23 protein-coding genes are annotated in these 26,707 nt (G+C 68.1%); 12 read left to right on the top strand and 11 right to left on the bottom strand.

Annotated elements, in window-relative coordinates; genetic code table 11:
- The first annotated feature begins 15 nt into the window (after positions 1-15).
- Both AC1Q6E_RS06930 and AC1Q6E_RS06925 read left to right on the top strand, forming a co-directional pair.
- On the top strand, positions 16-1,044 hold the full coding sequence (locus tag AC1Q6E_RS06930) for a dihydrodipicolinate synthase family protein (protein ID WP_152799602.1): 1,029 nt from the start codon (positions 16-18) through the stop codon (positions 1,042-1,044).
- 19 nt (positions 1,045-1,063) lie between these two features.
- A complete protein-coding gene (locus AC1Q6E_RS06925) occupies positions 1,064-2,509 on the top strand; it encodes an NAD-dependent succinate-semialdehyde dehydrogenase (RefSeq protein ID WP_492572449.1) in 1,446 nt (481 codons plus the stop codon).
- 40 nt (positions 2,510-2,549) lie between these two features.
- On the opposite strand, the gene AC1Q6E_RS06920 is transcribed toward AC1Q6E_RS06925, so the two are convergent.
- The 5 genes from AC1Q6E_RS06920 to AC1Q6E_RS06900 form a co-directional block, all read right to left on the bottom strand.
- The gene (locus AC1Q6E_RS06920) at positions 2,550-3,674 is read right to left on the bottom strand and encodes a cobalamin-independent methionine synthase II family protein (RefSeq protein WP_492572448.1); all 1,125 of its coding nucleotides are present in this window, start codon (positions 3,672-3,674) and stop codon (positions 2,550-2,552) included.
- Positions 3,675-3,750: 76 nt separating this feature from the next.
- Positions 3,751-4,221: a tRNA (cytidine(34)-2'-O)-methyltransferase gene (locus tag AC1Q6E_RS06915; protein ID WP_296555280.1), complete on the bottom strand. Its 471-nt coding sequence runs from the start codon at positions 4,219-4,221 to the stop codon at positions 3,751-3,753.
- Between the two features lie 61 nt (positions 4,222-4,282).
- Positions 4,283-6,628 (bottom strand): cytochrome P450/oxidoreductase, encoded by a 2,346-nt coding sequence (locus AC1Q6E_RS06910; protein ID WP_492572447.1) that lies wholly within the window; start codon positions 6,626-6,628, stop codon positions 4,283-4,285.
- Between the two features lie 85 nt (positions 6,629-6,713).
- On the bottom strand, positions 6,714-7,559 hold the full coding sequence (locus AC1Q6E_RS06905) for an IclR family transcriptional regulator (protein ID WP_492572446.1): 846 nt from the start codon (positions 7,557-7,559) through the stop codon (positions 6,714-6,716).
- A 68-nt stretch (positions 7,560-7,627) separates the two neighbouring features.
- Positions 7,628-8,068, bottom strand: a complete 441-nt coding sequence (locus AC1Q6E_RS06900; protein WP_152797921.1) for a MarR family winged helix-turn-helix transcriptional regulator — start codon at positions 8,066-8,068, stop codon at positions 7,628-7,630.
- A 120-nt stretch (positions 8,069-8,188) separates the two neighbouring features.
- Between AC1Q6E_RS06900 and AC1Q6E_RS06895 the strand changes: the two genes are divergently transcribed.
- Positions 8,189-8,542, top strand: a complete 354-nt coding sequence (locus AC1Q6E_RS06895) for a DUF1428 family protein (RefSeq protein WP_152798873.1) — start codon at positions 8,189-8,191, stop codon at positions 8,540-8,542.
- A gap of 41 nt (positions 8,543-8,583) precedes the next feature.
- Here AC1Q6E_RS06895 and AC1Q6E_RS06890 read toward each other — a convergent pair whose 3' ends face one another.
- The 5 genes from AC1Q6E_RS06890 to AC1Q6E_RS06870 form a co-directional block, all read right to left on the bottom strand.
- The gene (locus AC1Q6E_RS06890; protein WP_492572445.1) at positions 8,584-10,140 is read right to left on the bottom strand and encodes an efflux transporter outer membrane subunit; all 1,557 of its coding nucleotides are present in this window, start codon (positions 10,138-10,140) and stop codon (positions 8,584-8,586) included.
- A complete protein-coding gene (locus AC1Q6E_RS06885; RefSeq protein WP_152797923.1) occupies positions 10,137-13,253 on the bottom strand; it encodes a multidrug efflux RND transporter permease subunit in 3,117 nt (1,038 codons plus the stop codon). Before AC1Q6E_RS06885 ends, AC1Q6E_RS06890 begins: the two co-directional genes overlap by 4 nt.
- A complete protein-coding gene (locus AC1Q6E_RS06880) occupies positions 13,250-16,366 on the bottom strand; it encodes an MdtB/MuxB family multidrug efflux RND transporter permease subunit (RefSeq protein ID WP_152797924.1) in 3,117 nt (1,038 codons plus the stop codon). Before AC1Q6E_RS06880 ends, AC1Q6E_RS06885 begins: the two co-directional genes overlap by 4 nt.
- Entirely contained in the window at positions 16,363-17,673 is a 1,311-nt protein-coding gene (locus AC1Q6E_RS06875) for an MdtA/MuxA family multidrug efflux RND transporter periplasmic adaptor subunit (RefSeq protein ID WP_492572508.1), read from the bottom strand. The genes AC1Q6E_RS06880 and AC1Q6E_RS06875 overlap by 4 nt, the downstream gene beginning before the upstream one ends.
- 148 nt (positions 17,674-17,821) lie before the next feature.
- Positions 17,822-18,622: a ComFC family protein gene (locus AC1Q6E_RS06870; protein WP_296555287.1), complete on the bottom strand. Its 801-nt coding sequence runs from the start codon at positions 18,620-18,622 to the stop codon at positions 17,822-17,824.
- Positions 18,623-18,724: 102 nt separating this feature from the next.
- Between AC1Q6E_RS06870 and AC1Q6E_RS06865 the strand changes: the two genes are divergently transcribed.
- The 7 genes from AC1Q6E_RS06865 to AC1Q6E_RS06835 all read left to right on the top strand — a co-directional run bounded on the left by AC1Q6E_RS06865 (position 18,725) and on the right by AC1Q6E_RS06835 (position 24,639).
- Positions 18,725-19,672 (top strand): methyltransferase domain-containing protein, encoded by a 948-nt coding sequence (locus tag AC1Q6E_RS06865; RefSeq protein ID WP_152797927.1) that lies wholly within the window; start codon positions 18,725-18,727, stop codon positions 19,670-19,672.
- Positions 19,673-19,861: 189 nt separating this feature from the next.
- Positions 19,862-21,022 (top strand): cytochrome c oxidase subunit II, encoded by a 1,161-nt coding sequence (gene coxB / locus AC1Q6E_RS06860; protein ID WP_152797928.1) that lies wholly within the window; start codon positions 19,862-19,864, stop codon positions 21,020-21,022.
- A 112-nt stretch (positions 21,023-21,134) separates the two neighbouring features.
- Positions 21,135-22,736, top strand: a complete 1,602-nt coding sequence (ctaD, locus tag AC1Q6E_RS06855; RefSeq protein WP_152797929.1) for a cytochrome c oxidase subunit I — start codon at positions 21,135-21,137, stop codon at positions 22,734-22,736.
- Entirely contained in the window at positions 22,737-22,847 is a 111-nt protein-coding gene (locus tag AC1Q6E_RS06850) for a cytochrome oxidase small assembly protein (protein ID WP_217896306.1), read from the top strand.
- A gap of 25 nt (positions 22,848-22,872) precedes the next feature.
- Positions 22,873-23,478, top strand: coding sequence for a cytochrome c oxidase assembly protein (locus AC1Q6E_RS06845; RefSeq protein ID WP_152797930.1), 606 nt, complete (start codon positions 22,873-22,875; stop codon positions 23,476-23,478).
- On the top strand, positions 23,475-23,690 hold the full coding sequence (locus AC1Q6E_RS06840; RefSeq protein ID WP_152797931.1) for a DUF2970 domain-containing protein: 216 nt from the start codon (positions 23,475-23,477) through the stop codon (positions 23,688-23,690). Before AC1Q6E_RS06845 ends, AC1Q6E_RS06840 begins: the two co-directional genes overlap by 4 nt.
- Before the next feature lie 73 nt (positions 23,691-23,763).
- Positions 23,764-24,639, top strand: a complete 876-nt coding sequence (locus AC1Q6E_RS06835) for a cytochrome c oxidase subunit 3 (RefSeq protein ID WP_492572444.1) — start codon at positions 23,764-23,766, stop codon at positions 24,637-24,639.
- A 368-nt stretch (positions 24,640-25,007) separates the two neighbouring features.
- Here the strand turns inward: AC1Q6E_RS06835 and AC1Q6E_RS06830 are convergent, their stop codons facing one another.
- Positions 25,008-25,208: a twin transmembrane helix small protein gene (locus tag AC1Q6E_RS06830; RefSeq protein WP_152797933.1), complete on the bottom strand. Its 201-nt coding sequence runs from the start codon at positions 25,206-25,208 to the stop codon at positions 25,008-25,010.
- A gap of 63 nt (positions 25,209-25,271) precedes the next feature.
- Between AC1Q6E_RS06830 and AC1Q6E_RS06825 the strand changes: the two genes are divergently transcribed.
- Positions 25,272-26,087: an SURF1 family protein gene (locus tag AC1Q6E_RS06825; protein WP_366058370.1), complete on the top strand. Its 816-nt coding sequence runs from the start codon at positions 25,272-25,274 to the stop codon at positions 26,085-26,087.
- Entirely contained in the window at positions 26,059-26,703 is a 645-nt protein-coding gene (locus tag AC1Q6E_RS06820) for an SCO family protein (RefSeq protein WP_296555294.1), read from the top strand. Before AC1Q6E_RS06825 ends, AC1Q6E_RS06820 begins: the two co-directional genes overlap by 29 nt.
- The last annotated feature ends 4 nt before the right edge of the window (positions 26,704-26,707 follow it).

Here is a 26,707-nt window from a genome sequence, read left to right as displayed (position 1 = left end):
ACCAGGAACTGAAACATGGCCTCCTATAAACGACACGAAGCCCGCGACTGGGCCCACGAACACCTGCGCGGCGTCGCCAACGTCGTGATTCCCTCGTTCACCTCTGACCTCAAGGGCCTGAACGAGCAAGGCATCCGCCACGATATCCGCCACGAGATCGAGCTGGGCTTCTCCGGCACGCTGATGGTCTCGGAAGTGGCGATCACGCTGCCCGAGTACGAGCAGTTCTTCGCGTGGGCCAACGACGAGTCGCGCGGCCGGCTGAAACTCATCCATCACGCCAGCTTCAACACGCTGGAAGAAAACATCGAGGCGGCGAAGATAGCGGAACGCAACGGCGCCGAACTCATCCTGCTGTCCTATCCGGCCAACTTCTACGCCCGCACGTCGCAGGACATCTACGACTACACCAAGGCCTTCTGCGACGCGACGGACCTGGGCGTGATGCTGTTCCAGGTGCCGCACTGGGGCTTCGAGCGCGTGCACCCCTCCGACCTCGAAGCGCCCCTGGTCCGCCGGCTGCTGGACGACTGCCCGAACATCGCGGCGCTCAAGGCCGAGGGCGGCATGCCCAGCATCATGGGCTGGGTCGAGGCCTATCGCCTGTTCAGCAAGGACGTGGTGGTCACCATGCCGCTCGAACAGTACGCGCTGGCGCTGGCCCAGCTCGTGCCCATCCAGTTCATCGGCACCAGCGATACCGAATACTACGGCGGCATGATCCCGCGCATCTTCAACCTGATCCAGGAGAAGAAGTACGACGAGGCGACGAAGCTCTACTGGCAGTTGACGCCGGCGCGCAAGGCCCGCGCCGCGGCCAACTCGTATTCGTCGCAGACCCAGTTCCTGAACCGCATGCTGTGGAAATTCGAAGGCTGGCTCAACGGCTTCAACGGCGGTCCCGTGCGCCAGCCGACCATGCGTATCAACGAGAACACCATGAACAGCCTGCGGCAGGCGCTGGTCAAGTCGGGCCTCACCCCCACCGACTCGCCCAACGGCGACTTCTTCGTTGGCCGGCATCCCATGGATACCGCGGCCTGATCCCATGCGCGAGACTCCCATGCCATCCATCGCCAACCTGCCCACCGATCTCTACATAGACGGCAACTGGACGAAGCCCGCCCAGCCGCGTTCGTTCACGGTATCGGATCCGGCCACGGGCGAACGGGTCGCCCAGGTGGCCGATGCCGGCCTGGACGACGCGCGCGCGGCCGTCGACGCCGCGGCCGCGGCCCTGCCCGCGTGGCGCGACACGCCGCCCCGCGCCCGGGCCGAGGTGCTGCGCAAGGTCCATCTGCTCATGCTTGAGCGGCTGGAGGAACTGGCGCGCATCATCACGCTGGAAAACGGCAAGCCGCTGGCCGACAGCCGGGCCGAGACCCGCTATGCCGCCGAGTTCTTCCGCTGGTACTCGGAAGAGGCCTGCCGCAACCTGGGGTCGGTCAGCCAGGCGCCGGCGGGCGGCTACCGGATCCTGGTCCAGCACCAGCCCATCGGTGTCGTGGCGCTGGTCACGCCGTGGAATTTCCCCTCGGCCATGGGAGCCCGCAAGATCGCCCCCGCGCTGGCGGCCGGCTGCACGGTGCTGGTCAAGCCGGCCTCGCTGACGCCGCTCAGCATGCTGGCGCTGGCCGACATCCTGGCCGAGGCGGGTGTGCCGGCCGGCGTGGTCAACATCGTGCCGACGTCGCGGTCGGGCCCGCTGGTGGACCACTGGCTGCACGACCCGCGGGTACGGCTGGTGTCCTTCACCGGTTCGACCGAGGTGGGACGCATCCTGCTGAAGGCTGCCGCCGACCAGGTTCTGAAGACGCCGATGGAACTGGGCGGCAACGCTCCTTTCCTGGTGCTGGACGATGCCGATGTGGAAGCGGCGGTCGATGGCGCGATGATCGCCAAGATGCGCAACATGGGCGAGGCCTGCACGGCGGCCAACCGCTTCTATGTGGGGGCGGGTGTCTACGATGCCTTCGTCCGGGCCTTCGCGGAACGGATGCGTGCCCAGAAGATCGGCCATGGGCTGGACGAGGCCAATCAGGTTGGCAGCCTGATCGACGCCGCGACCCGCGACAAGGTCGAGGAACTGGTCCGGGATGCCGTCGCGCGCGGTGCCCGTGTGCTGTGTGGCGGGGAAAAGCAGTCCGGGCCCGGCTACTTCTATCCGCCCACTGTCCTGGGTGAGGTGCCGGCCGGCAGCCGCGTGCTGAACGAGGAGATCTTCGGGCCTGTCGCGCCTATCGTGCGCGTGGCCTCCGAGGACGAGATGGTGGAACTGGCCAACGGCACCGAGTACGGCCTGGCCGCGTATCTCTACACGCGGGACCTGGCCAGGGGTCTGAAGCTGGCCGAGCGGCTGGAGTTCGGGATGGTGGCGCTGAATCGGGGGCTGGTCTCGGATCCGGCGGCGCCGTTCGGCGGGGTCAAGCAGAGCGGGCTGGGGCGGGAGGGCGGCCGGGAGGGCATGCAGGAATACATGGAGACGAAGTACGTGGCGGTGGAGTGGTAAGCGGCGGCCCGCGGGCGCGGGCCGCCGCCTCCTTGCCCGCCTATCGGACCGCGCTGGCCCGGTCGGCGCCGTCGCGCAGCGCCGACAGCTTCATCCAGGTCACGGCCGGATCGATCTTGCCGTAGTTCGCGAAGGTGCCGAAGCCGCAGTCGGTGCTGGCCACCACCCGGTCTTCGCCCATGAACGAGACGTAGCGTTCGAGCCGCTGGCGGATCAGCTCCGGGTGCTCGACGTAGTTCGAACAGCTGTCGATCAGCCCGGGGGCCAGGATCTTGTTCTCGGGTTTGGCCGCGCGCCAGATCTCCCACTCGTGCTCGTGGCGGGGGTTGGCGGCTTCGAACAGGATGGTGGCCGGCCGGGCGGCCAGGATCAGGTCGATGACCTTTTCCAGGGCGATGTCGCAGTGGTGGGGGCCCTCGTAGTTGCCCCAGCAGATGTGCATGCGCAGCTTCTCGGGCGGGATGTTGCTCGTGGCCGCGTTCAGGGCCTCGACGTTCTGCCAGGCGCGCTGGACGAACTCGGCCTCGCTCAGGTTCTGGTAGCCGGTGTGCGCGGCCATGGCCAGGTCCGGGCAGTCCAGTTGCAGGTCGAAGCCCGCCGCCACGATGGCCTCGTACTCGGGACGCATGGCCTCGACCAGATCCGCCAGGTAGGCCTCGTGCGTCGGATAGTGCTTGTTGGGCTGGAACGCGGTCACCAGTCCGGGCGAGGCGGCGTTCATGAAGGCCCGGCGGCCCTGGCCGTGCCGCTCGACGGCGGACTTGAAACGGCGGATGTCGGCGTGGCAGGGCTCCATGGTGCGCAGCTTCACCGGACCGACGCAGGCGGCGCGCACGAATTCCTGGGATCCCATGATCGCGGCCAGCTTCTTGCGCAGGTCGGGGAAGTCGGCCAGGTCCTTGGCGGGCTGCCGGTCGATGTGGCCGCCGAAACCTTCCAGCCGTTCGGTGATGTAGGTGGCATAGCCGACCTTGCCGAGTTCGCCGTCGCTCATGATGTCGACGCCGGCCTGGACCTGTTTCTGCACCGCGCCGTCGATGGCTGCCTGCACGGTCCGCTCGAACTGATCCGGATCGACGTCTTCGCCGTGGTCGCGTGCAAGCAGCAGTTTCGCCAGTTCGTCGCCGCGGGGAAGACTGCCGACATGAGTGGTCAGAATAGGCATCGCATTCCTCTTTCACGAGGCGGCCGGGCCGCCTGACATTCGGTGCGGGCCCAAGAGGCCCGCGGTCGTCCGTATCTTACAGGCCGCCTTCGTAGCCCGATTGCCGCCAGGCCTCGAACACCGCCACCGCCACGGAGTTGGACAGGTTCAGGCTGCGCTGGTCCGGCCGCATGGGCAGGCGCAGCCGCTGTTCCTCGGGGAAGCCGTCGCGGATGGCGGGAGGCAGTCCCGCCGTCTCGCTGCCGAACACGAAAGCGTCGCCGGGTTGGAAGCGGACCGTGCCGAACAGCCGGGACCCACGCGTCGTGAAAGCGAATATCCGGTCCGCCGGCGCGCCGGTGGCGGCGATGGCGGCGGCGAAGCCGTCATGTACCTGGACCGAGGCCCATTCATGATAGTCCAGCCCGGCGCGCCGCAGCTTCGCGTCTTCGAGTTCGAAACCCAGCGGGCGAACCAGATGCAGCTGCACGCCGGTATTGGCGGCGAGCCGGATGACGTTGCCGGTGTTGGGCGGGATTTCGGGATGGACGAGGACGACGTGGAACACGATGCGGGACGGAGCGGGAGGCGGTGGGGCGATGGTACCGCATCCCGCCCCGGGGGGAGCGCTACAGCTCCAGCACCAGCTTGCCGCCGCACGCCCGCGAGCAGCAGGCCATCATCCGGTCGTTGGCTTCGCGCTCGGCCTTGGTCAGCACCATGTCGCGGTGGTCGACCGGGCCGGCCAAGACGCGCACCTCGCACGAGCCGCACAGGCCTTCCTCGCAGTCGCTGGGCACGTCGATGTTGGCCGCGCGCAGCGAGGCCAGCACGGTGCGATCCGCCGGGACCGTCACGGTGATGCCGGAATCCTTCAATTCCACGTCGAAGGCGTGCTCCCGCGCCGGATCGAGCTGGGCGAGGCCGGACTCGAAGTGTTCGATCCGCAGCGCGTCGTCCGGCCAGGCCGCGCAGTGCGATTCCAGCGCTTCCAGCATGCGCCTGGGACCGCAGGCGCAGATCCGCCAGCCTTCCCGCGGCTGGTCCAGCAGGGCCGCCAGGTCGTTGCGCCGGCCTTCTTCCGACACGTACACGTGCAGCCGGCTGCCGTGCAGGTCGGCCAGTTCGTCCAGGAAGGCCATGCCGGCGCGGCGGCGGCCGCTGTAGTGCAGTTCGTAGTCCATGCCCAGCTCACGGGCGCGGCGGGCCATGGCGGCGACGGGCGTGATGCCGATGCCGCCGGCCACCAGGATCAGCTTGGCCGCCGTTTCGTCCATGCGGAAGTGATTGCGCGGGCCGCGTATGCGCAGCTTGTCGCCCACGCGCACGTTGCCGTGTATCCACGACGATCCGCCGCGCCCCTGGGGTTCGTGCAGGACGGCGATTTCCAGCGCGCCCGCGTCGGCGGGGTCCCCGCACAGCGAATACTGGCGCGAGCGTCCGGGTTCGCCGCATTCGACGTCGATGTGCGAGCCGGGGGCCCAGCGCGGCAGCGCGCGGCCGTCGGGCGACACCAGGCGCAGCCTGAGGACGCCGTCGGCGACGGGCGTGGCGCTTTCCACCACCACGCTGCGCGCGATGGCGTGGCGCGAGGGCTCGCCTATGCGCACCGGCGCCTGGACCCGCAGCAGCGTGGCATCCTGGCGCTCGGGGTTGCGCGCGGGGTCCCACTCCACCCACAGGTGTTCCGGCCCCCGGAACGAGGTGTTGGGGACGTAGCTGAAGCGCTGGTCGGCCAGGCGCATGTGGGGCAGCCGGCGCGTCAGTTCCTGCAGGAAGACCTGCATTTCCATGCGCGCCAGGTTCTTGCCCATGCACTGGTGCGAGCCATAGCCGAAGGTCAGGTGGTCGCTGGCGTTCTCGCGGCGAATGTCGAAGAAGTCGGCATCGGCGAAGTGGCGGTCGTCGTGGTTGCCCGACGAAGTCACGATCAGCAGCTTCGACCCGGCGGGAATGTCCACGCCTTCGATCCGCGTGTCGCGCGTGACCAGGCGGCGCCAGGCCGCCACCGAGCCGTTGTGGCGCAGGCATTCCTCGACCGCGCTGGGGATCAGGCCGGGATCCTCGCAGATCTCGCGCCAGGCGTCGGGATGCTGCAGCAGCAGCAGCTTGATTGCGTTGGCCGTGGCGTTGGCGGTGGTCTCGTGGGCGGCGACGATGCCGGCCATCATCATCGAATGCAGATAGGAGTCGGTCACCACCTCCGGGTGTTCCTGCTGCTTGCGGATGCCATAGCGCATCCAGCCGGGCAGGTCCGGGGCCTGGCGCATTTTTTCCAGCACCTTGCCGGCGTATTGCCAGAAGTTGCCGACGGCATGGGCCACCGCCACCTGCTCCTCGGGCTTGGGCCGGCCCCAGGTGTTGACCGTGTGGGCGATGGAATAGCGCCGCAGCGTGTCCATGTCTTCCTCGGGCACGCCCAGGAAATGCAGCGCCACGGTCAGCGGCACTTCCCACAGCATCTGGTCGACCAGGTCGGCGCGGCCGTCGTCGACGAAACGGTCCACGTACTCGCGCGCCAGCCGCCGCACCATGGGTTCGTGGTGTTTCAGGTGCTCGGGTGTGAACGGCTCCATCAGCACGCGCCGGCGCGGCATGTGGGCCGGCTCGTCTTCGTTGACCAGGGTGCGGTTCATCGCGTAGCCGTACTGTTCGAGCACGGCGTTGGCCTCGGGGCCCGTGGGCGTGATCTTCTCCAGCGCGATCGACGGGCTGAAGGTGAGGTTATCGCGGAAGATGGCCTTGATGGCGTCGTAGCGCGTGACCACCCAGTAGCCCAGCCGGGGGCTGTAGAAAATGGGTTCCCGATCGCGCGCCCAGCGCACGTAGTCGGGCGGATCCTGCTGGTAGCCGTCTTCGAACGGGTCGAAACCGGCGGCGCCCGCGCTGATGGGGCAGCCGGTGGGGCCGAGGCCGGTGGACGCGGCGTCGTGGTGGACCGGGCAGCCTCCTGCCCGGGACGGGGATGCGGCCATGGCGTGTCTCCTGTCGCGGGATTCCGGGAAAAGGGAATCATTTTGCGTAATTATTGTACGCAATGCGTAAAAAGAGAACCAGCGATTACACCTGGATACCGTAGCCCAGCCGTTTACTGACGGCGGCAGCGGCCTGGCGCACCGATCGCGCGATCTCACCGTCCGGTTCCGGATCGAAGGCCCCCGTCGGGCCCAGCGCCGTCATGACCACGGTGACGGACCCGTCGGCGTTGAATACCGGGGCCGCCACCGCGCTGATGCCGTTCAGCATCACGTCGCGCACGGGGGCGCAGCCCAGGGACCGGATGGAGGCGAACAGGCGGTCGGCCGCCTCGCGGTCCGGTATCTGGCGCCGATGTCCGGGAGTGGCGCCGGCCAGTTCGGCGGCCACCAGCGCGTCGAGCACCGCCGACCGCGCGAAGGCGCCGAAGGCCCGTCCGGTGGCCGACCACAGCACCGGCATGACCGATCCGATGCGCACGTTCACCGCCACCGGCTGGATCGGCTCGCTCCACCGGACGATGGTCGGGCCGGCGTTGCCCAGCACCGAGACGAAGCAGGACAGATTGTGCGATTCGCCCAGCCGGGCAAGCTCGGCGGCGGCCAGGGTCAGGGCGTCCGACTGCCGCATGGCGGCCAGGCCGATGGCGAGCGACTCGGGGCCCAGCACATAGCGCGATGTGGCCGGGTCCTGGATGACGAACCCGGCCTCGACCAGGCTGGCCAGGTAGCGGTGGATCTTGGCCGGGCTTTCTCCCAGCCGTCCCGCCAGCGCGGTCAGCGGCGCGGCGCCTCCCAGGGCGGCCAGGGCCTTGAGCACCGCCATGCCGGTGCCGGCCGATTGCACCTTGCTGCGGCGCGAGGCGGACTTGGCGGGCGCGGCACCGGCCGGGGACGAGGGGGACGAGGCTTGTTCGCGCTTGCTGGCCATGGAAGGGGAAGGAGGGAGGGAATGCGCGCTATGTTACGCAAAAGCCCGGCGCGCGCCTTCCCCTGCGTTCAGGACAGCGCGGCCAGGCCGGCCCGCAGGTCGTCGGCCGAGCGTTCGCCCAGCTCTGCTTCGATGCCGGCGTGCGTGGCGCGCCAGATCGGCAGCGCGCGCGCCAGCGCCGCGTGGCCCCGGTCGGTCAGGACCAGCAGGCGGCCGCGGCGGTCCGCGGGGTCCACGTCCACGCGTACCAGCCCTTCGCGCTCCAGCGGCTTCAAGGCGGCGGTCAGCGTCGTCCTGTCCATGGCCAGCAGCCGCGCCACCGGCGCCATGCCCGGCGGCTCGGGCCGGTTCAGAGACATCAGGAGCGAAAACTGCCCGTTGGTCAGGCCGGCGGGCCGCAGGGCCTCGTCGAAGCGTTTGGCCAGCGCCCGCGCGGCGCGCTGCACGTACAGGCACAGGCAGGCGTCGCGGACTTCGAGCGTGGCGGTGAATGGAATTTTCTTTGACATGGCCCGGATTATTATGTTGATATCAACATAAATGTCAAATTGGCGAGGCATGATCGCCAACGAAGAGTGGTCCGCCGCGGGGGCGGACCACTACACCCGCGAAGGAGATCGACGATGGCGATGAAATATGTGGAAGGGTTTCTCCTGGCCGTGCCGGCCGCCAACAAGGAGCAGTACATCAAGCATGCCGCCGATGCGGCGCCGCTGTTCAAGGAGTTCGGCGTCACGCGCATGGTCGAGTGCTGGGGCGACGACGTGCCCGACGGCAAGCTGACCGATTTCCGCCGGGCCGTGCAGGCCAAGGACGACGAAGTGGTGGTCTTCAGCTGGTTCGAGTATCCGTCCAAGGAAGTGCGCGATGCCGCCAACCAGAAGATGATGACCGATCCGCGCATGAAGACCATGGGCGAAGCCATGCCCTTCGACGGCAAGCGCATGATCTTCGGCGGCTTCGTGCCTGTCATCGACGTCTGATGGGCGTGCGCGGCCCAGGCCGCCCCCGGGGGGGCCGCCTGTTACTGCGTGGATGAGCCCGTCTTGGCGTCGTCCCGCGTCGAGGCCAGGGTGTCCGCGTGCCAGCCGCCGCCCAGCGCGGAAATCAGGTTCACGCTCGCGGTCAGGCGGCTGCCCAGCAGCGACAGCGCCGTGCGTTCGTTGCTGAGGGCGGACGTCTGCACAGTGACCACGCTCAGGTAGTCGATCAGGCCGGATTCGAACTGGTTGGTCGTCAGCCGCAGCGATTCGCGCGCGGCATCCAGGGCCCGCTGCTGCACGACCTGTTCTTCCTCCATCACGCGCAGTTGCGACAGGTAGTTTTCCACCTCGCCCAGCGCGGACAGCACGGTCTGCCGGTAGGCGGCCACCTGCTGGTCGTAGGTGGCTTCGGCCTGCCGGGTCTGCGCGCGGCGCAAGCCGGCGTCGAACAGCGGCGCGGCCAGCGAGGGGCCGAGCGACCAGAAACGCGCCGGCGCGGTCAGCCAGTCCGAGAACTGCGAGCTGCGGTAGCCCAGCGAGGTCGACAGGGTCAACGACGGGAAATAGGCTGCCTTGGCGACGCCTATGCGGGCATTGGCCGCCTGGACCTGGCGTTCCGCCGCGGCAATGTCGGGCCGTCGCTCCAGCAGTTCCGAAGGCAGGCCGACCGGGACCGCGGGCAGCACCGCCCGGAATTCCGTGGCGGCGAGACTGAACCCGGAAGGCGGCTGGCCAGCCAGGATGGCGATGGCGTGTTCGAGCTGGGCGCGTTGCCAGCGCAGGTCCACGACCTGGGCCCGGGTGGATTCGAGCTGGGTGCGGGCCTGGGCGATCTCGGCCTTGGCCGACACGCCCACGGCGTACCGGTTTTCGTTCAGGCGCAGCGAACGTTCATAGACCTTGATGGTGGCTTCCAGCAGGCGCCGCTGTTCGTCCATGATGCGCAACTGGAAGTAGTTGCGCGCCAGTTCGGCCTGCGCGCTCAGGTGGGCGTTCGCCAGGTTGGCGGCGCTGGCCTGCGCGCTGGCGGTGTCGGCCTCGACGCCGCGGCGGATGCGGCCCCACAGGTCGGCTTCCCAACTGGCCGTGGCGCTTATGCTGTACTGGTTGCGGATGCTTTGCGAGCCGCCCTGGCTGATGACGACGCCGCTGCTGTTGGTCGTGGTGCTGCTGCTCGTGCCGGTGCCGCTGCGCGTGGCCGAGGCGCTGCCGTTCAGCGTGGGGAACTGGCCGGCGCGGGTGGCCTGCACCGTGGCCAGCGCCTGCCGGTACTGGGCTTCGGCCTGGGCGATGGTCTGGTTGGCGGTCTCGACCTGGGCCATCAGGCGCGACAGTTCGGGGTCGCCATAGACTTCCCACCAGGGGCCGCGGTGGACCTCGTCGCGAGGCTCGGCGGCCTTCCAGCCGGCGGCTTCCTTGAACTCGACGCCGCTGTTCACGGTCGGCCGTACATAGTCGGGCCCCACCGCGCAGCCGCCCAGCAGGCAGGCCAGCGCGGCGCAGACGGCCAGGCGCGTGCCGGCGGCCCGTGGCGGGCGGCGGTCGGCAAGCGGCGAAGGGCAGGGCGTGCCCGCCACGGCGGGCCACGTCTTGGTCATAGATTGTCTCCGGGTAGCGCGAGGCCCGCCGGTCGTGGCCGGCCCCAGCGCCGTTGCGCCCGCCAATGGAGGCGGTCGAGGTACAGATAGACCACCGGGGTGGTGAACAGCGTCAACAACTGGCTGACGACCAGCCCGCCGACGATGGTGATGCCCAGCGGCTGGCGCAACTCGGCGCCGGCGCCGGTGCTGATCACCAGCGGCACCGCGCCCAGGATGGCCGCCATGGTGGTCATCAGGATGGGGCGGAAGCGCATCAGGCAGGCTTCGTGGATGGCCTCGCGCGAGCTCAGGCCGCGCCGTCGCTCGGCATCCAGCGCGAAGTCCACCATCATGATGGCGTTCTTCTTGACGATGCCGATCAGCAGGAACACCCCGATCAGCGCGATCAGCGAGAACTCCCGGCCCAGCATCATCAGCGCCAGCAGCGCGCCCAGCCCGGCCGAGGGCAGGGTGGACAGGATGGTGAGCGGATGGATATAGCTCTCGTACAGCATGCCCAGCACCAGGTACATGGTGACCAGCGCGGCCAGGATCAGCCAGGGCTGGGCGCTCAGGGACGATTGCAGCGCCTTGGCGCTGCCGGCGAAGCCCGCCTGGATCTCGGTGGTCGGCAGGCTGATGCGGGCGACCGCCTCGTTGACCGCGCGCGTGGCCTGCTCCAGCGATACGCCGGGTGCCAGGTTGAAGGCGATGGTGTCGGCGGCGAACTGGCTCTCGTGCGAGACGCTGAGCGGGGCGTTGGTGGTGCGCCACTTCGCGAACGCGGACAGCGGCACGCGGGCGCCGGTCGAGGTGACGACGGTGACCTGCTGCAACGCGTCCGCGTTCTGGGCGAAGCGCTGGTCCACCTCCATGACCACCCGGTACTGGTTGAGCGGGTTGTAGATGACCGAGACCTGCCGCTGGCTGAACGAATTGTTCAGCACCGCCGCGATCATGGACATGTTCACCCCCAGCCGCGTCGCGGTCTCGCGGTCGATCTCCAGCGAGATCTGCCGGCCCTTGTCCTCGACGTCCACGTCGATGTCGGTCAGCTCGGGCAAGGCCGCCAGCGCCCGCTGGACGCGCGGCATCCAGGTGCGCAGCGTCGACAGCTCCGAGGCCTTCAGCGAGTACTGGTAGCTGGAGTTGGACATGCGCGCGCCGATACGTATGTCCTGGTTGGGCATCAGGAACATGCGCGCGCCGGGCACGTTGCCCAGCTTGCCCCGCAGCCGGTTCATCACGTCGTCCACGGATACCTTGCGTTCGGCCAGGGGCTTGAGCTGGATCATCATGAAGCTGGTGTTGCTGCCGCCGCGTCCGCCGCTGTAGCCGACCATGCTCTCGACCGCCGGGTCGGCCAGCACGACCTTGCGGAAGTATTCCAGCTTGGGGCGCATGGCCTGGAAAGACGTGCCCTGGTCGGCGCGGATGAAGCCCATGAGCTGGCCCGTGTCCTGCTGCGGGAAGAAGCCCTTGGGCACCTTCACGTACAGGTAGACGTTGAGGCCGATCACCACGCCCAGCACGATCAGGGTCAGCAGCGAGTGGCGCAGCACCCAGTGCAGCGCCCGGCCGTAGCCCCGCGTCATCCCGGCGAAGCCGGCCTCCAGCAGCCGCGAGATCCGTCCCGGGGGCCGCTGCTCGCGCACGGGGCGCAGCATGCGGGCGCACATCATGGGCGTCAGGGTGACCGAGACGATCAGCGACATCAGGATGGCGGCGGACAGCGTGACGGAGAACTCGCGGAAGAGCCGGCCGACGATGTCGCCCATCAGCAGGATGGGAATGAACACCGCGATCAGCGACAGGCTCATCGACAGCACCGTGAAGCCGACCTCGCGGGATCCCACGAGGGCCGCCCGCAGCGGCGACATGCCTGCCTCCAGGTGCCGCGAGATGTTCTCCAGGACGACGATGGCGTCGTCCACGACGAAGCCGGTGGCGACGATCAGCGCCATCAGCGACATGGTGTTGAGCGAATAGCCGCACAGGTACATGACGGCGAAGGTGGCGATGAGCGAGACCGGCACCGCCACGCTGGGAATGATCGCGGCGCGGACGTTGCGCAGGAACAGCAGGACCACCAGGATGACCAGGATGACCGCGATGACGAGCGTGTGCTCGGCTTCGGCCAGCGAGGCGCGGATGCTGGGCGTGCGGTCCTGGGCCACGGTGAGCGCGACGTCGCCGGGCAGCAGCGCCCGCATCTGCGGCAGCGCCTCGCGGATGCGGTCCACCGTCTCGATGATGTTGGCGGCGGGCTGGCGGCCCACCACCAGCAGGATGGCGGGGCTGTTGTTGAAGAATCCCATGTTGAACAGATCTTCCACCGAGTCCTCGACCCGCGCCACGTCGCTCAGCATCACCGGCGAGCCGTTGCGGTAAGCCACGATCAGCCGGCGGTATTCGTAGGCCTTGCGCAGCTGGTCGTTGGTGGCGACCTGCCAACTGGTGTCGCTGTTCTCGAGCACGCCCTTGGGCCCCCGCGCGTTGGCGTTGTTCAGCGCGGTGCGGACCTCGTCCAGCGCGATGCCGTACTGGTTGAGCGCGGTCGGGTTCAACTCCACCCGCACCGCGGGCAGCGAGCTGCCGCCCACCTGGACGTCGCTGACGCCCTTGATCTGCGCGATGCGCTGCGCCAGGATGGTCGAGCCCACGTCGTAGAGCTGCCCCTGGTCCAGCGTGGGCGAGGTCAGCGCCAGCACCATGATGGGCGCGGAAGTGGGGTTGCGCTTGGTGTAGGTCGGGTTGCTGCGCAGCGAGCTGGGCAGCATGGTGCGCGCCGCGTTGATGGCGCCCTGCACGTCGCGCGCGGCGCCGTCGATGTCGCGGCTCAGGTCGAACTGCAAGGTGACGTTGGTCGAGCCCTGGGTGCTGCGCGACGTCATCTCGGTAATGCCGGCGATGCTGCCCAGCGCGCGCTCCAGCGGCGTGGCGACGCTGGAGGCCATGGTCTCGGGGCTGGCGCCGGGCAGGCTGGCACGTACCGATATCGTGGGGAAATCCACCTGCGGCAGCGGCGCCACCGGCAGCTTGACGAAAGCCAGGGCGCCGGCCAGCACCACGGCGATGGCCAGCAGCACCGTGGCCACCGGCCGCATGACGAACGGCGCGGAGATGTTCATGGCGTACCGCCCGGCTGGCCCGCCGGGGCCGCGCGCCGCGCCCGCCTGCGGTTCATCGCGTGTCCCAGGCGGTCGAACATCAGGTAGATGACGGGCGTCGTGAACAGCGTCAGCAACTGGCTGACCAGCAGGCCGCCCACCATCACGATGCCCAGCGGCTGGCGCAGCTCGGCGCCGCTGCCGGTGCTGAGCATCAGCGGCACGGCGCCGAACAGCGCGGCGAAGGTGGTCATCAGGATCGGCCGGAAGCGCAGCAGCGCCGCCTGGTGGATGGCATCGCGCGGCGCCATGCCCTGCTTGCGCTCGGCCTCGAGCGCGAAGTCGATCATCATGATGGCGTTCTTCTTCACGATGCCGATCAGCAGGATGATCCCGATGATGCCGATCATGTCGAGGTCGTTGCCCGCGATCATCAGCGCCAGCAGGGCGCCCACGCCGGCCGAGGGCAGGGTGGACAGGATGGTGATGGGGTGGATGTAGCTCTCATACAGCACGCCCAGCACGATGTACATCGTGGCGATGGCGGCCAGGATCAGCAGCAGCGTGCTGTTCAGCGAGGCCTGGAAGGCCTGGGCGGCGCCCTGGAAGCTGGTCTGTATCCCCAGCGGCATGCCGATCTCGTGCTCGGCCTGCAGGATGGCGTCGACCGCGCCGCTGAGCGAGCCGCCATGGGCCAGGTTGAACGAGACCGTGGCCGACGGGAACTGCCCCAGGTGGTTGATCGACAGCGCGGTGGTGCGTTCGGACACCTGCACGATGTTGGTGAGCGGGACCTGCTGGCCGTCGGCGGTCGCCACGTATATCTGCGACAGCGACGACGGGTCCTGCCGGAACTGCGGCGCGACTTCCAGCACCACGCGGTACTGGTTGGCCTGGGTGAAGATGGTCGAGATCAGCCGCTGGCCCAGCGCGTCGTACAGCGCATTGTTGATGTCGGCCGCGGTCACGCCCAGCCGCGAGGCGGCGTTGCGGTCGATCTCGACGTAGGTCTGCAGGCCTCGGTCCTGCAGGTCGTGGGTCACGTCGGCCAGTTGTGGCAGTTGCCTGAGCCGGTCGACCAGCTTGCGCGTCCAGGTGCCCAGGGTGTCCAGGTCGGGGTCCTGCAGCGTGAACTGGTACTGGGTGCGGCTGACGCTGTCCTCGATGGTCAGGTCCTGCACCGGCTGCATGTACATCCGCAGGTCTTCCAGCTTGTCCAGTTGCGGCTGCAGGCGGGCGATCACCTGCGTCGCCGACGCGTTGCGCTCGTCGTGCGGCTTCAGGTTGATCTGCAGCCGGCCGGCGTTGAGCGTGGCGTTGGTGCCGTCCACGCCGATGAAGGACGACAGGCTGGCCACGTCCGGGTCCCGCAGGATGATGTCGGCCGCCGCCTGCTGGCGCCGCGCCATGGCGGCGAAGGACACCGACGGCGAGCTTTCGCTGATGGCCTGGATGACGCCGGTGTCCTGCTGCGGAAAGAAGCCCTTGGGGATGACGACGTACAGCAGCACCGTCAGCGCCAGCGTGCCCAGCGCGACCAGCAGGGTCAGCGGCTGGTGCGCCAGCACCCAGCGCAGCATGCGGTCGTAGCCGGCGATGATGCGGTCGAACCATTCGCCGCTCTTGCGGTAGAACCGGCCCTGTTCTTCGTCGGGGATGTGGCGCAGGTACTTCGAGCACATCATGGGGGTCAGGCTGAGCGAGACCACCAGCGAGATCAGGATGGAGACCGCCAGCGTGATGGCGAACTCGCGGAACAGCCGGCCGATCACGTCGCCCATGAACAGCAGGGGAATCAGCACGGCGATCAGCGAGAACGTGAGCGAGATCAGCGTGAAGCCGATCTGCGCCGCGCCCTTCAGGGCGGCCTGGGCCGGCGTCTCGCCCTGCTCCAGGTAGCGGGCGATGTTCTCGATCATGACGATGGCGTCGTCCACCACGAAGCCGGTGGCGATGGTCAGCGCCATCAGCGTGAGGTTGTTGACGCTGAAGCCGGCCAGGTACATGACGCCGAATGTGCCGATCAGCGACAGCGGGACGACCACGCTGGGAATGATGGTGGCGGTGAGGTTGCGCAGGAACACGAAGGTGACCATGACCACCAGCGCGACCGCCAGCATCAGCTCGAACTGCACGTCCTTGACGGACGCGCGGATGGATTCGGTGCGGTCCGACAGCACGGCCACGTCCAGCGTGCTGGGCAGCGCCGCCTGCAGGTCGGGCAGCAGCTTGCGGATGTTGTCCACCACCTGGATCACGTTGGCGCCGGGCTGGCGCTGCACGTTCAGCAGGATGGCCGGCTGGCCGTTGGCCCAGGCGGCCTGGCGGGTGTTTTCGGCGTCGCGCTCGATCTCGGCCACGTCCGACAGGCGCACCGGCGCGTTGTTGGCATAGGCGATGATCAGGTCGCGGTATTGCTCGATGGTCTTCAACTGGTCGTTGGCGTCGAGCGTGGTGGCGCGTGTGGGGCCGTCGAAGTTGCCCTTGGGCTGGTTGACGTTGGCGCCGGTGATGGCGGTGCGCACGTTGCTGAGGTTCAGCCCCACCGAGGCCAGCGCGCGGGGATTCGCGCGGATGCGGACGGCGGGGCGCTGGCCGCCGGCGATGCTGACCAGGCCCACGCCCGATACTTGCGAGATCTTCTGCGCCATGCGGGTGTCCACCAGGTCGCGCACCTGGTAGAGCGGCAGCGTCGGAGAACTGATCGCCAGCGTCAGGACCGGCGTATCGGCGGGGTTGACCTTGTTGTAGATGGGCGGCGCGGGCAGGTCGTTGGGCAGCAGGTTCGAGCCGGCGTTGATGGCGGCCTGGACCTCCTGCTCGGCCACGTCCAACTGCAGGTCGAGGTTGAACTTCAGGGTGATGACCGAGGCGCCGCCGGAACTGATGGAGGACATCTGGTTCAGGCCGGGCATCTGGCCGAACTGGCGCTCCAGCGGCGCCGTCACCAGCGAGGTCATGACGTCGGGGCTGGCGCCGGGGTATTGCGTGACCACCTGGATGGTCGGGTAGTCGACCTCGGGCAGGGCCGAGACCGGCAGCAGCTTGTAGGCGATCAGGCCGGACAGCAGGATCGCCACCATCGCCAGCGACGTGGCGATGGGGCGCAGGATGAACAGCCGCGACGGATTCATGGCGCGGCGCGTCCGTTGCCGCGGCGGCGCGCGCCCTGGCTGGCGCCGCGCTGCAACTGCGAGCCGGCCGCCTCGGGCACGGTCTCGCTGCCGGTCACGACCTGGACCTGGGCGCCGTCGCGCAGGCGGTCCACGCCCTCGACCACGATGCGGTCACCGGGCTTGAGCCCCTCTTGCACCGATACCCGTTCGCCATCGCTCGGGCCGAGCTTGATCACGCGCAGCGAGACGGTGTTGTCGTCGTTGACGACGTAGACGAAGGTGCCGGGCGAGCCCCGCTGTACCGCCCCCGTCGGTATGATCGTGGCGCCGGCCAGCGTGCGCACGTGCAGCCGGGTGTTGACGAACTGGTTGGGGAACAGGCTTTCGTCCTTGTTCTCGAAGCGGGCCTTGAGCTTGACCGTGCCGGTGGTCGTGTCGATCTGGTTGTCCACGGTGGTCAGCACGCCGTCGGCGAGGTGGCGCACGTCGGCGCGGTCGTAGGCCTGGACGGCCAGGGTCTTGCCCGCCCGCAACTGGGTCAGCACGTCGGGCAGGTCGCCCTCGGCGATGGTGAACAGCAGGGAAATGGGCTGGGTCTGGGTAATGATGACCAGGCCGTTGGTATCGCTGCTGCGCACCAGGTTGCCCAGGTCGACCTGGCGCAGGCCCAGGCGGCCGGCGATCGGCGCGGTGACGCGGGTGTAGTCGAGTTGCAGCTTGGCGTTGTCCACCGCCGCCTGGTTGGTCTTGAGCGTGCCTTCGTACTGCCGGACCAGGGCCGCCTGCGTGTCCACCTGCTGGCGCGCGATGGAGTCCTGCGCGTACAGGGTCTGGTAGCGTTCGAGATCGCGCCGCGCGTTGTCGAGCTGGGCGCGGTTCTGTTCCAGCGTGCCCTGGGCCTGGGCCAGCGCCACCTGATAGGGGCGGGGGTCGATCTGCACCAGCAGGTCGCCGGCCTTGACGAGCTGGCCCTCCTGGAAAAAGATCTTCTGCAGTTCGCCGTCCACCTTGCTGCGCACGGTGGCCGTGTTGTACGCGGTGACGGTGCCCAGCGCCTTCAGGTAGACCTTCATGTCCTCGGCCCGGGCGGGCGAGACCCGGACCGGCGTGGCGGCCTGGAAGCCGCCCGGCCCGCCTGGCCCCCCGGGGCCGCGCGGCGCGCCGGCCCCCGGCTTGCCCGCGTCGGGAGCCGCCTGCTGGCGCGCATGCCACCACCAGTAGCCGCCGCCGGCCAGGGCGACCACGACCGCCAGCCAGAGCCAGCGCTGTTTTTTCTTGCCGTTCGACGTGGAAGAAGACGGAGCCCGTGCGGGCTGGGGGGGAATATCGGCCATGGGGTTCCAGAAAAGGCTTGCCTGATTCGCGCCGCGCGGAAAATGCCCCCGGTCGCGGCGCCCTCTAAGGTATTCCAGTTGCGACGCAATGTGTTGACCAGAAGCCCCGGTTTGAAATCGATCGAAATCGTTTGTTGCCTCAGTCCCGACATTCTGCCCGCGGACCGGCGCGGAAACCGGCTGGGAATTGCCCTGGGGTGCGCGCCACGGCCAGCGCGACGACCGAGGCCGCCCCGGCCATCCGCAGCGCGGCCGCCGCCGCGTGCAGGGTGCTGCCCGTGGTCATGACGTCGTCCACCAGCCCGATGCGCAGCCCCCCGGCCTGGGGGGAGCAGGCATACAGCCCCCGCACCGCTGCGCGGCGTCCCAGCCGTCCCAGGCTGCTCTGCTTGGCCTGTTCGCGGCATCGGCGCAGCAGGTCATGGCGGATCGGCAGGGCCAGGTCCCGGCCCAGGGCGCGGGCGATCTCGGCGGCGGGATTGAAACCGCGCCGCCGCAGCGAGGCGAAGGAGGCCGGAATGGGAACCAGTACGGTGTCCGGCTCCAGTGGCCGGGCCTGATGGCGCACGGCTTCGGCCAGCAGATTGCCCAGCAGGTCGGCCCGCCCGTAGCGGCGGCCGTTCTTCAATTGCAATATCAGGGCATCGGCCGGCGGCGCGTAGTCGAAGGCGATGATGGTGCGCGAGAACGCGGGCGCGAGGCCGGCGCAATCGGGGCAGGCGGTGCCGTGCTCCGGCAGGGGCAGCGCGCAGCGGCCGCAGCGCCACGGCAGGCCGAGCCCGGGCGGGGTGCGCGCCGTCCAGCAGATGGTGTCCTCGCACGCGGCGCACAGCATGCCGCCCCGGCCGCGGCCGGCGCACAACGGGCAGTCGGAGGGCACGGATGCGCGCAGGCTGGCGGCCAGCAACCGCCAGCGCGGCGCGAAGAAGGGTCCGGGCATGAAAAACCTGTCGGTGGCATCATGGAGGCTGGGCGGGGTCGCCGCGCCCAGGCGCGTCTGCGCCGCAGTTTAGGAATTCCTCGGATTTTCGTGCGTGTTGCAATGACAGAAAGCTCCCATCCAGAACGTCTGCCGTCGCTGCCGCTGGCGCGCGAGCACGTCGCGCTGCAGTTCGGGCGCCGGGGGGACCTGGAGACCGCGCAGTTCCTGTACGGCGAGATCGGCGCCCGCATGTTCGAGCGCCTGGAGTACATCCGGCTGGCGCCCCGGGCCATGCTGGACGCGGGTTGCGGCGCCGGCGCGGCGCTGGAGCGCCTCCAGGCGCGCTATCCCGCGGCCGCCTATACCGGCGTGGACCTGAGCGCCGCCGTGCTGGCCCATGCGCGCCGGCTGCACCTGCCGTCGTCGATGGGCGCCCGCCTGCGCCATTCCGCGCTCAAGCTGGCCGGCCGCGGCGCGCCGCCGCTGCCGGCGTTCGTCCAGGCCGACATGGCCGCCACGGGCCTGCCACCCGAGTCGCTGGACCTGGTCTGGTCCAACATGGCGCTGCACTGGCACCCCGAGCCGCACGCGGTGCTGGCCGAATGGCGCCGCCTGCTGCGCGTGGGCGGGCTGGCGATGTTCAGCTGCCTGGGACCCGCGACGTTTCGCGAGCTGCGCGAGGCGGTGGCGCGGGCTGGCCTGGATACGGCCACGCCCGAGTTCGTCGACATGCACGACTTCGGCGACCTGCTGATCGAGAACGGCTTCGCGGACCCGGTCATGGACCAGGAGGTGCTCACCTTCACCTATCGGCACGCCGACAGCCTGCTTGATGACGTGCGGCGGCTGGGCGGCAATCCGGCGCGGGGCCGCAGGCGGGGCCTGGCCACGCCCGCGTGGCGTGCCCGGTTGGTCGAGGCCATCGAGGCCGGACGCGGGCCGGACGGTCTGATCCGCCTGACGGCCGAGGTCGCGTACGGCCATGCGTGGCGGGCCGCGTCGTACCGGTCGGCCCCCGGCGAGACGCATATTCCGGTCTCGTCCATAGGGCGGGGCGGGGTGCGCTGAGCCCGCTCAAAGCGCCTCGGGTTGCTGGTCATGTCTGGCACCCCGTATAATCCTGCGATTCTATGCGCTCGCAAGATAATTATTTACCAAGGCGCATGGTGAGGAGTTTTGTGGCGGTGGGGGCCCGCGCAAGCTGCGCACGGTGTCGGCTGCCTGAATAACACTAAACGCTGTTCTTCGAGGTCGGACATGAAGAAGTGGTTGGGTGGGTCGTTGGGGGCGTTGATGGTCAGCATGCTGACCGGCAACGCAGCATTTGCCGTCAACGACAGCGTGGGCGGCCCGAAAGTCAATCAGCTCAATCTGCACGAGCCTGTCACCAGCATCGCCGCGCAGATCGAGTGGCTGCACTGGATGATGCTGGCCATCTGTATCGTCATCTTCATCGCGGTGTTCGCGGTGATGTTCTATTCCATCTGGGCGCACCGGAAGTCGCGCGGGGCCAAGCCCGCGTCGTTCCACGAGAGCATAGGCGTCGAAGTCGCCTGGACCGTGATTCCGTTCCTGATCGTCATCGGCATGGCCCTGCCGGCCACCAAGACGGTGGTCGCGATGAAGGACACGTCCAATGCCGACGTGACCGTGAAGGCCACCGGCTACCAGTGGAAATGGGGCTACGACTACCTGAACGGCGAAGGCGAGGGCATTTCCTTCCTGTCCAACCTGTCCACCCCGATGGAGCAGCGCAACGGTACCGAGCCCAAGGGCGACAACTACCTGATCGAGGTCGACAACCCGCTGGTCGTGCCGGTCAACAAGAAGGTCCGTGTCATCACCACCGCCAACGACGTCATCCACGCCTGGATGGTGCCGGCTTTCGGCGTCAAGCAGGACGCGATCCCCGGCTTCGTGCGCGACACCTGGTTCCGCGCCGAGAAAACCGGCGAGTTCCGCGGCCAGTGCGCGGAACTCTGTGGCAAGGACCACGCCTTCATGCCCATCGTCGTGAAGGTCGTGTCCCAGGAAGACTATAGTAAGTGGGTCGAGGAGCAGAAGGCCAAGCTGGCCGCTCAGGCCGACGACCCCAACAAGACCTGGACCGCCGACGAGCTGAAGACCCGCGGCGAAAAGGTGTTCGCGTCCAACTGCGTGGCCTGTCACCAGGCCAACGGCAAGGGCGTGCCGGGCACCTTCCCCGCGCTGGACGCCGATCCGACCGTACTGGGTCCCAAGGACAAGCAGATCGAGACCTTGCTGAAGGGCCGTCCGGGCACCGCCATGGCCTCGTTCGCGCACTTGTCCGACGTGGAAATCGCCGCGGCCATCACCTACACCCGCAATGCCTGGAGCAATGCGGGCAAGGGCCAGGATCCCGTCGTGCAGCCGGCCGATGTGAAGTCAGCCCGCTAAGGACGCGCGGCCGCCCCGGTGGGGCGGCCATGCAATACCGGTTCAGTTTTCACATATTGAGCGCCTTCGTCACGATAGCGAAGACAGCAGTACGGAGCAGCAAGGAGCCATCATGAGCAGCACCGCGATCGATCACGCCCACGGGCACGATCATGACGACCACGCCCACGGTCATCCGACTGGCTGGCGGCGCTGGCTGTTCGCCACGAACCACAAAGATATCGGTACGATGTACCTGATCTTTTCCTTCACGATGCTGCTGGAAGGCGGACTGCTCGCGCTGCTGCTGCGCACCGAGCTGTTCGAGCCGGGCATCCAGTTCTTCCAGCCCGAACTGTTCAACCAGTTCACCACCATGCATGGCCTGATCATGGTGTTCGGCGCGATCATGCCGGCCTTCGTGGGCTTCGCGAACTGGATGATCCCGCTGCAGATCGGCGCCTCGGACATGGCCTTCGCGCGGATGAACAACTTCAGCTTCTGGCTGCTGCCCGTCGCCGCCATCCTGCTGACGGTCTCGTTCTTCGTGCCCGGCGGCGCCACCGCCGCGGGCTGGACGCTGTACGCGCCGCTGTCGGTCCAGATGGGCCCGGGCATGGACTTCGCGATCTTCGCGGTCCACATCATGGGCGCTTCGTCCATCATGGGCTCGATCAACATCATCGTGACCGTCCTGAACATGCGCGCGCCCGGCATGACGCTGATGAAGATGCCGCTGTTCTGCTGGACCTGGCTCATCACCGCCTACCTGCTGATCGCCGTGATGCCCGTGCTGGCCGGCGCCATCACCATGGTGCTGACCGACCGCCACTTCGGCACCTCGTTCTTCAACGCGGCCGGCGGCGGCGACCCGGTCATGTACCAGCACATCTTCTGGTTCTTCGGGCACCCCGAGGTCTACATCATGATCTTGCCGGCGTTCGGCATCGTGTCGGCCATCGTCCCGGTGTTCGCCCGCAAGCGCCTGTTCGGCTATGCCTCCATGGTGTATGCCACGGCCTCGATCGCCATCCTGTCGTTCATCGTGTGGGCCCACCACATGTTCACGACCGGCATGCCCGTCACCGGCCAGTTGTTCTTCATGTACGCGACCATGCTGATCGCGGTGCCGACCGGCGTGAAGATCTTCAACTGGCTGGCCACCATGTGGCGCGGCTCCATGACTTTCGAGACGCCGATGCTGTTCGCGATCGGCTTCATCTTCGTGTTCACGATGGGCGGCTTCACGGGCCTGATCCTGGCCGTGGCGCCCATCGACATCCAGGTGCAGGACACCTACTACGTGGTGGCGCATTTCCACTACGTGCTGGTGGCTGGTTCGCTGTTCGCGCTGTTCGGCGGCACCTACTACTGGCTGCCCAAGTGGACGGGCGTGATGTATGACGAAAAGCTGGGCAAGATCCACTTCTGGTCGTCGCTGATCTCGTTCAACATCACTTTCTTCCCGATGCACTTCCTGGGCCTGGCCGGCATGCCCCGCCGCTATGCGGACTATGCCGCCCAGTTCACCGACTTCCACCAGATCGCCACCATCGGCGCCTTCTGGTTCGGTCTGTCGCAGCTGCTGTTCCTGTACGTCGTGCTGAAGGCCTACCGGGGCCATGGCGAGCCCGCTCCCGCCAATCCCTGGGGTGCCGAGGACGGCGGCCTGGAATGGACGCTTCCTTCGCCGGCGCCGTACCATTCGTTCGAAACGCCGCCCCAGGTCAAGTAGATGGTCACGTCCGAGCAGCGCCGCCGCAACCGGCGCACGGGCCTTGCGCTCGCAGTTCTGGTCGCCGCGTTTTTCCTCGCGGTGATCCTGCGCAAGGTCTTCCTCGGCTGACCCGATACGTGTCGCAGGTGCCCGCATGACGCATCCTGACCCCAGGCAACCCGCCAAGCCCGCGTCCGACAACCGTCGGATGCTGGGCAAGCTGGCCGTCATCATCGCGATGATGTTCGGCTTCGGCTATGCACTGGTTCCGATGTACCGCGCCATATGCGAGGTGACCGGCATCAACGTGTTGACCAAGGTCGACGCCGATGCCGCCGCCTTCGCGCGCAATACGCAGGTCGACACCAGCCGTACCGTCAAGATCGTGTTCGACGCGAACATCCACGGTCCGTGGCGGTTCCGTCCGGTGCAGTCGTCCATGGACGTCAATCCGGGCGAGCTGGCGACCATCGTCTACGAAATCGCCAACCAGCAGGACCGTGAAATGGCGGGGCAGGCCATCCCCAGCTATGCGCCGATGGTGGCCGGCCAGTATTTCAAGAAGCTGGAATGCTTCTGTTTTTCCCAGCAGGACCTGAAAGCGCGCGAGACGCGCCAGTTCCCGGTGGTGTTCGTGGTGGATCCCAAGCTGCCGAAGGATGTGCATACGATCACGCTGTCGTACACGTTCTTCGAAATCAGCGGACGGTCCGCCGAGGCGCGGCCCGCCGGCGGCGCCGGGCCCGGAGGCGAGAGTTGAGCGACGATCTGAAATCGGCGGCTGGCCGCAAGCTCAATTTCTTCCAGACCCTGGGCGCGGTGCTGTGGTCATTCACGGGCCTGCGGCGCGGGGCGGACTACCGCAACGACGCCGCCAGGCTCAATCCGATCTATGTCATCGTCGCCGGTGTCGTGATGGCGATGGTGTTTGTGGTAGTGCTGCTGCTGATCATCAGGGCGGTCGTCGGTTAGAAGAACAAGGATGGCCAGGAAGGCCGTCTCCGAATCATGTGCGGTTTTGTGGAATTCGCGAAGGAGAGTTGAGATGAGTGCAAGTCACTCGGTTTCGGGCAAGGAGGCGCCGTACTATTTCGTGCCGGCTCCGTCCATGCATCCCGCCACGGCCAGCCTGGCGCTGCTGTTCTTCCTGCTGGGCATGGCCTTGTGGGTCAACAGCGTGAGCGTCGGCCCCTGGTTCGTGCTGGCCGGCGTCCTCGGTTTCCTGTTCGTGCTCTATCACTGGTTCGGCGATGCCATCGCCGAGTCCACCGGCGGCCTCTACAGCAAGCGCGTCGATGCCTCCTACCGCTGGAGCATGAGCTGGTTCATCTTCTCCGAAGTCATGTTCTTCGCGGCCTTCTTCGGCGCGCTGTTCTATGCCCGCGCGATCACGACGCCCTGGCTGTCCGATCTCGACACCCGGATGGTGCTGTGGCCCGACTTCGCCGGCGCCTGGCCCAATACCGGCCCCGCCGGGACCATCGAGCCCTTCACCGCGATGGGGCCCTTCTGGATCCCCACCATCAACACGGCCCTGCTGCTGACCTCGGGCGTGACGCTCACCATCTCGCACCACGCGCTGCTGGCCAGCAACCGGGCGAAAGCCGCGTTCTGGTTGTTCGTCACCATCCTGCTGGGCGCGACCTTCATGGGTTTCCAGGCCTATGAATACTTCCATGCCTACACCGAGCTGAACCTCAAGCTCACCTCGGGCGCCTTCGGCTCCACCTTCTACATGCTGACGGGTTTCCACGGTTTCCACGTCACCATGGGGGCTCTCATGCTGTCGGTGATGCTGCGCCGCCTGATCCGGGGCGACTTCACGGCCACGCACCATTTCGGTTTCGAGGGCGCTGCCTGGTACTGGCACTTCGTCGACGTCGTGTGGCTGGGCCTGTATCTGTTCGTCTACTGGTTCTAGAGGAAAGGTCCCAACGGAAGGCTCCCCCCCTGTGCGCTGACGTGCGCCCCCGGGGGCGGCACCGGCGGACCGGAAGGGAAAGCCCACCCCCCAAGCGGCCGTCGGCCGCTCCCCCTCAAGGGGGCGGCACTGGCAGACCGGCAAAGCCGGACCCGCGGTGCCCTTGGGGGGCGGTTTTTCCGATGTGGGGGCCGGGCGCGTGATGGAGCGTTGATCTGTCCTCGCGCGGCCTGCGACAGTTGGCCGCTTCCGTGGCGTGGGGCGCGCTGGCAAACTGGCAGGCTGAGACTTGCCGGTGGCCCGGGCAGGGCCCGTTCTTCGCGGTCCGCCGGGGCCGTCCAGACGTCGCGCCGCCTGGCGCGGACCGGTCAACGCAGGCCGGTGCTCTGGATCCAGCCCATCCAATGGGCGAACAGGACGAACAGGAACAGCAGCACCGACAGGCCGATACGGGCCGTCAGCGCACGGGCCATACGCTTGCTGTTGCCGGTATCCCTCATCAGGTAGACCAGGGCGGAAGCCAAGCTGTACAGAATGCCGACGAAGGCTATGCCTACTATGATGCGCATCGAATCTCTCCTCCAGCCCGCGATTATGGCAGTCCGCGCGGTGCCGTGCGCTTCTTCCGCCACATGAAACGCGCGACGTCCGATCTCTCCGGCATGCCGGCGCCGGTTCCGCGGGCCGTCCGCAGGCACGCCGGCGGTGGATCGGTGCCGTTGGCCCTGGTGCTGCTGGCCGCGGCCGTGGTGGTCACGGTTTCGCTGGGTCGCTGGCAACTCGGGCGAGCCCACGAGAAAGCGGCCACGCTGGCCGCGCTCGAGGCGGGCCGCACCCTGCCGCCGCTGCCGCTGGGGCCCGACCGCGCGGGCGAGGACCTGATCCCCTGGCGTTCGGCCCAGGCGTCCGGCCACTGGCTGGCCGACCGGACGGTGCTGCTGGACAACCGCATGGCGGACGGCCGGCCGGGCTTCTGGGTCGTGACGCCGCTGGCGTTCGACGACGAGGGCCGGCAGGCGGTGGCCGTGCTGCGAGGCTGGCTGCCGCGTCCGGTGCCGGATGCCCCGGTGTCCATCCGTACGCCGTCGGGCCCGGTCACGGTGCGCGGCGAACTCGTCCCGCGCGTGCCCCGGCTGTTCGAACTGCCGGCGCTGAGCGGCCGCAAGCGCGACGAACTGGCATCCAGCCTGCCCGGCTGGCCCGGGGCGCCGCCCCGGGTGCAGAACCTGGAGCTGGACACCTATGCCAAGGCCACGGGCGTGGCCCTGCTGCCCGCGGTGCTGGAACAGACAGGCGATGCGCCGGACGGACTGGTCCGCGACTGGGCCGGCCCGCCTACCAATATAGACACGCATCGCGGTTATGCGTTGCAGTGGTTTTCGTTCGCGGCCATCGCCGCCATCGCTTTTGGAGTCATCCTTGTCCGAGTCCTCCGTCCGAAACGCTAGCGGCGCCGCCGTCCGGCCCCGGCGCTCGCTGTTCGCCCTGTACGCGGTGCTGGCGATATGCGCCGCGCCTGTGCTGGTGGCCGCGCTGGTCTATTTCCTGGAGTGGCGCCCGGGCAGCGCCGGCACCAACTACGGCGACCTGGTCGAGCCGCAGCGGCCGGTTCCGCCGGCCGAACAATTACGATTGACGGACCTGGACGGCAGCCCGTTCGACCTGGGCAGCCTGAACGGCAAATGGGTCATGGTGGCCGCGCATGGCGGCGACTGCGGCGACGAGTGCGCCAAGAAGCTCTACATCATGCGCCAGACGCATGCCAGCACGGGCAAGAATGTGGGCCGTATCGAACGCGTCTGGCTGATCCTGGACGACGAGCCCGTGCCGACCATGGTCATCCGGGCCTACGAAGGGACCCACATGGTCCGGGCCCGGGCCGAGCAGGTAGGCCGCTTCCTCGCGCTGCCGCCCGGCGTGGACGCCACGCCCGCCGCGCTGAGCCAGCACATCTGGCTGATCGACCCGCGCAACAACCTGATGCTTCGTTTCCCCGAGAATCCCGATCCTTTGCGCCTGCGCGACGACATCGGCAAGCTGTTGCACGCTTCGCGCATCGGCTAGGGGT

It is taken from the genome of Pigmentiphaga sp. MLSB6-MA01, assembly GCF_058793475.1.
Note: the sequence above shows the minus strand (reverse complement) of the source record. Positions and strands in the feature narration are given on the sequence as shown.

Excerpts from the sequence above, each read along its gene's own strand:
- AC1Q6E_RS06925 (WP_492572449.1), top strand. The coding sequence starts at position 1,064 with ATGCCATCCATCGCCAACCTGCCCACCGATCTCTACATAGACGGCAAC.
- AC1Q6E_RS06930 (WP_152799602.1), top strand. The coding sequence starts at position 16 with ATGGCCTCCTATAAACGACACGAAGCCCGCGACTGGGCCCACGAACAC.
- AC1Q6E_RS06850 (WP_217896306.1), top strand. The coding sequence starts at position 22,737 with ATGGTCACGTCCGAGCAGCGCCGCCGCAACCGGCGCACGGGCCTTGCG.
- AC1Q6E_RS06895 (WP_152798873.1), top strand. The coding sequence starts at position 8,189 with ATGAAATATGTGGAAGGGTTTCTCCTGGCCGTGCCGGCCGCCAACAAG.
- AC1Q6E_RS06885 (WP_152797923.1), bottom strand. The coding sequence starts at position 13,253 with ATGAACATCTCCGCGCCGTTCGTCATGCGGCCGGTGGCCACGGTGCTG.
- AC1Q6E_RS06870 (WP_296555287.1), bottom strand. The coding sequence starts at position 18,622 with ATGCCCGGACCCTTCTTCGCGCCGCGCTGGCGGTTGCTGGCCGCCAGC.
- coxB (WP_152797928.1), top strand. The coding sequence starts at position 19,862 with ATGAAGAAGTGGTTGGGTGGGTCGTTGGGGGCGTTGATGGTCAGCATG.
- ctaD (WP_152797929.1), top strand. The coding sequence starts at position 21,135 with ATGAGCAGCACCGCGATCGATCACGCCCACGGGCACGATCATGACGAC.
- AC1Q6E_RS06830 (WP_152797933.1), bottom strand. The coding sequence starts at position 25,208 with ATGCGCATCATAGTAGGCATAGCCTTCGTCGGCATTCTGTACAGCTTG.
- AC1Q6E_RS06920 (WP_492572448.1), bottom strand. The coding sequence starts at position 3,674 with ATGCCTATTCTGACCACTCATGTCGGCAGTCTTCCCCGCGGCGACGAA.
- AC1Q6E_RS06900 (WP_152797921.1), bottom strand. The coding sequence starts at position 8,068 with ATGTCAAAGAAAATTCCATTCACCGCCACGCTCGAAGTCCGCGACGCC.
- AC1Q6E_RS06825 (WP_366058370.1), top strand. The coding sequence starts at position 25,272 with ATGAAACGCGCGACGTCCGATCTCTCCGGCATGCCGGCGCCGGTTCCG.
- AC1Q6E_RS06890 (WP_492572445.1), bottom strand. The coding sequence starts at position 10,140 with ATGACCAAGACGTGGCCCGCCGTGGCGGGCACGCCCTGCCCTTCGCCG.
- AC1Q6E_RS06845 (WP_152797930.1), top strand. The coding sequence starts at position 22,873 with ATGACGCATCCTGACCCCAGGCAACCCGCCAAGCCCGCGTCCGACAAC.
- AC1Q6E_RS06880 (WP_152797924.1), bottom strand. The coding sequence starts at position 16,366 with ATGAATCCGTCGCGGCTGTTCATCCTGCGCCCCATCGCCACGTCGCTG.
- AC1Q6E_RS06905 (WP_492572446.1), bottom strand. The coding sequence starts at position 7,559 with ATGGCCAGCAAGCGCGAACAAGCCTCGTCCCCCTCGTCCCCGGCCGGT.
- AC1Q6E_RS06910 (WP_492572447.1), bottom strand. The coding sequence starts at position 6,628 with ATGGCCGCATCCCCGTCCCGGGCAGGAGGCTGCCCGGTCCACCACGAC.
- AC1Q6E_RS06865 (WP_152797927.1), top strand. The coding sequence starts at position 18,725 with ATGACAGAAAGCTCCCATCCAGAACGTCTGCCGTCGCTGCCGCTGGCG.
- AC1Q6E_RS06835 (WP_492572444.1), top strand. The coding sequence starts at position 23,764 with ATGAGTGCAAGTCACTCGGTTTCGGGCAAGGAGGCGCCGTACTATTTC.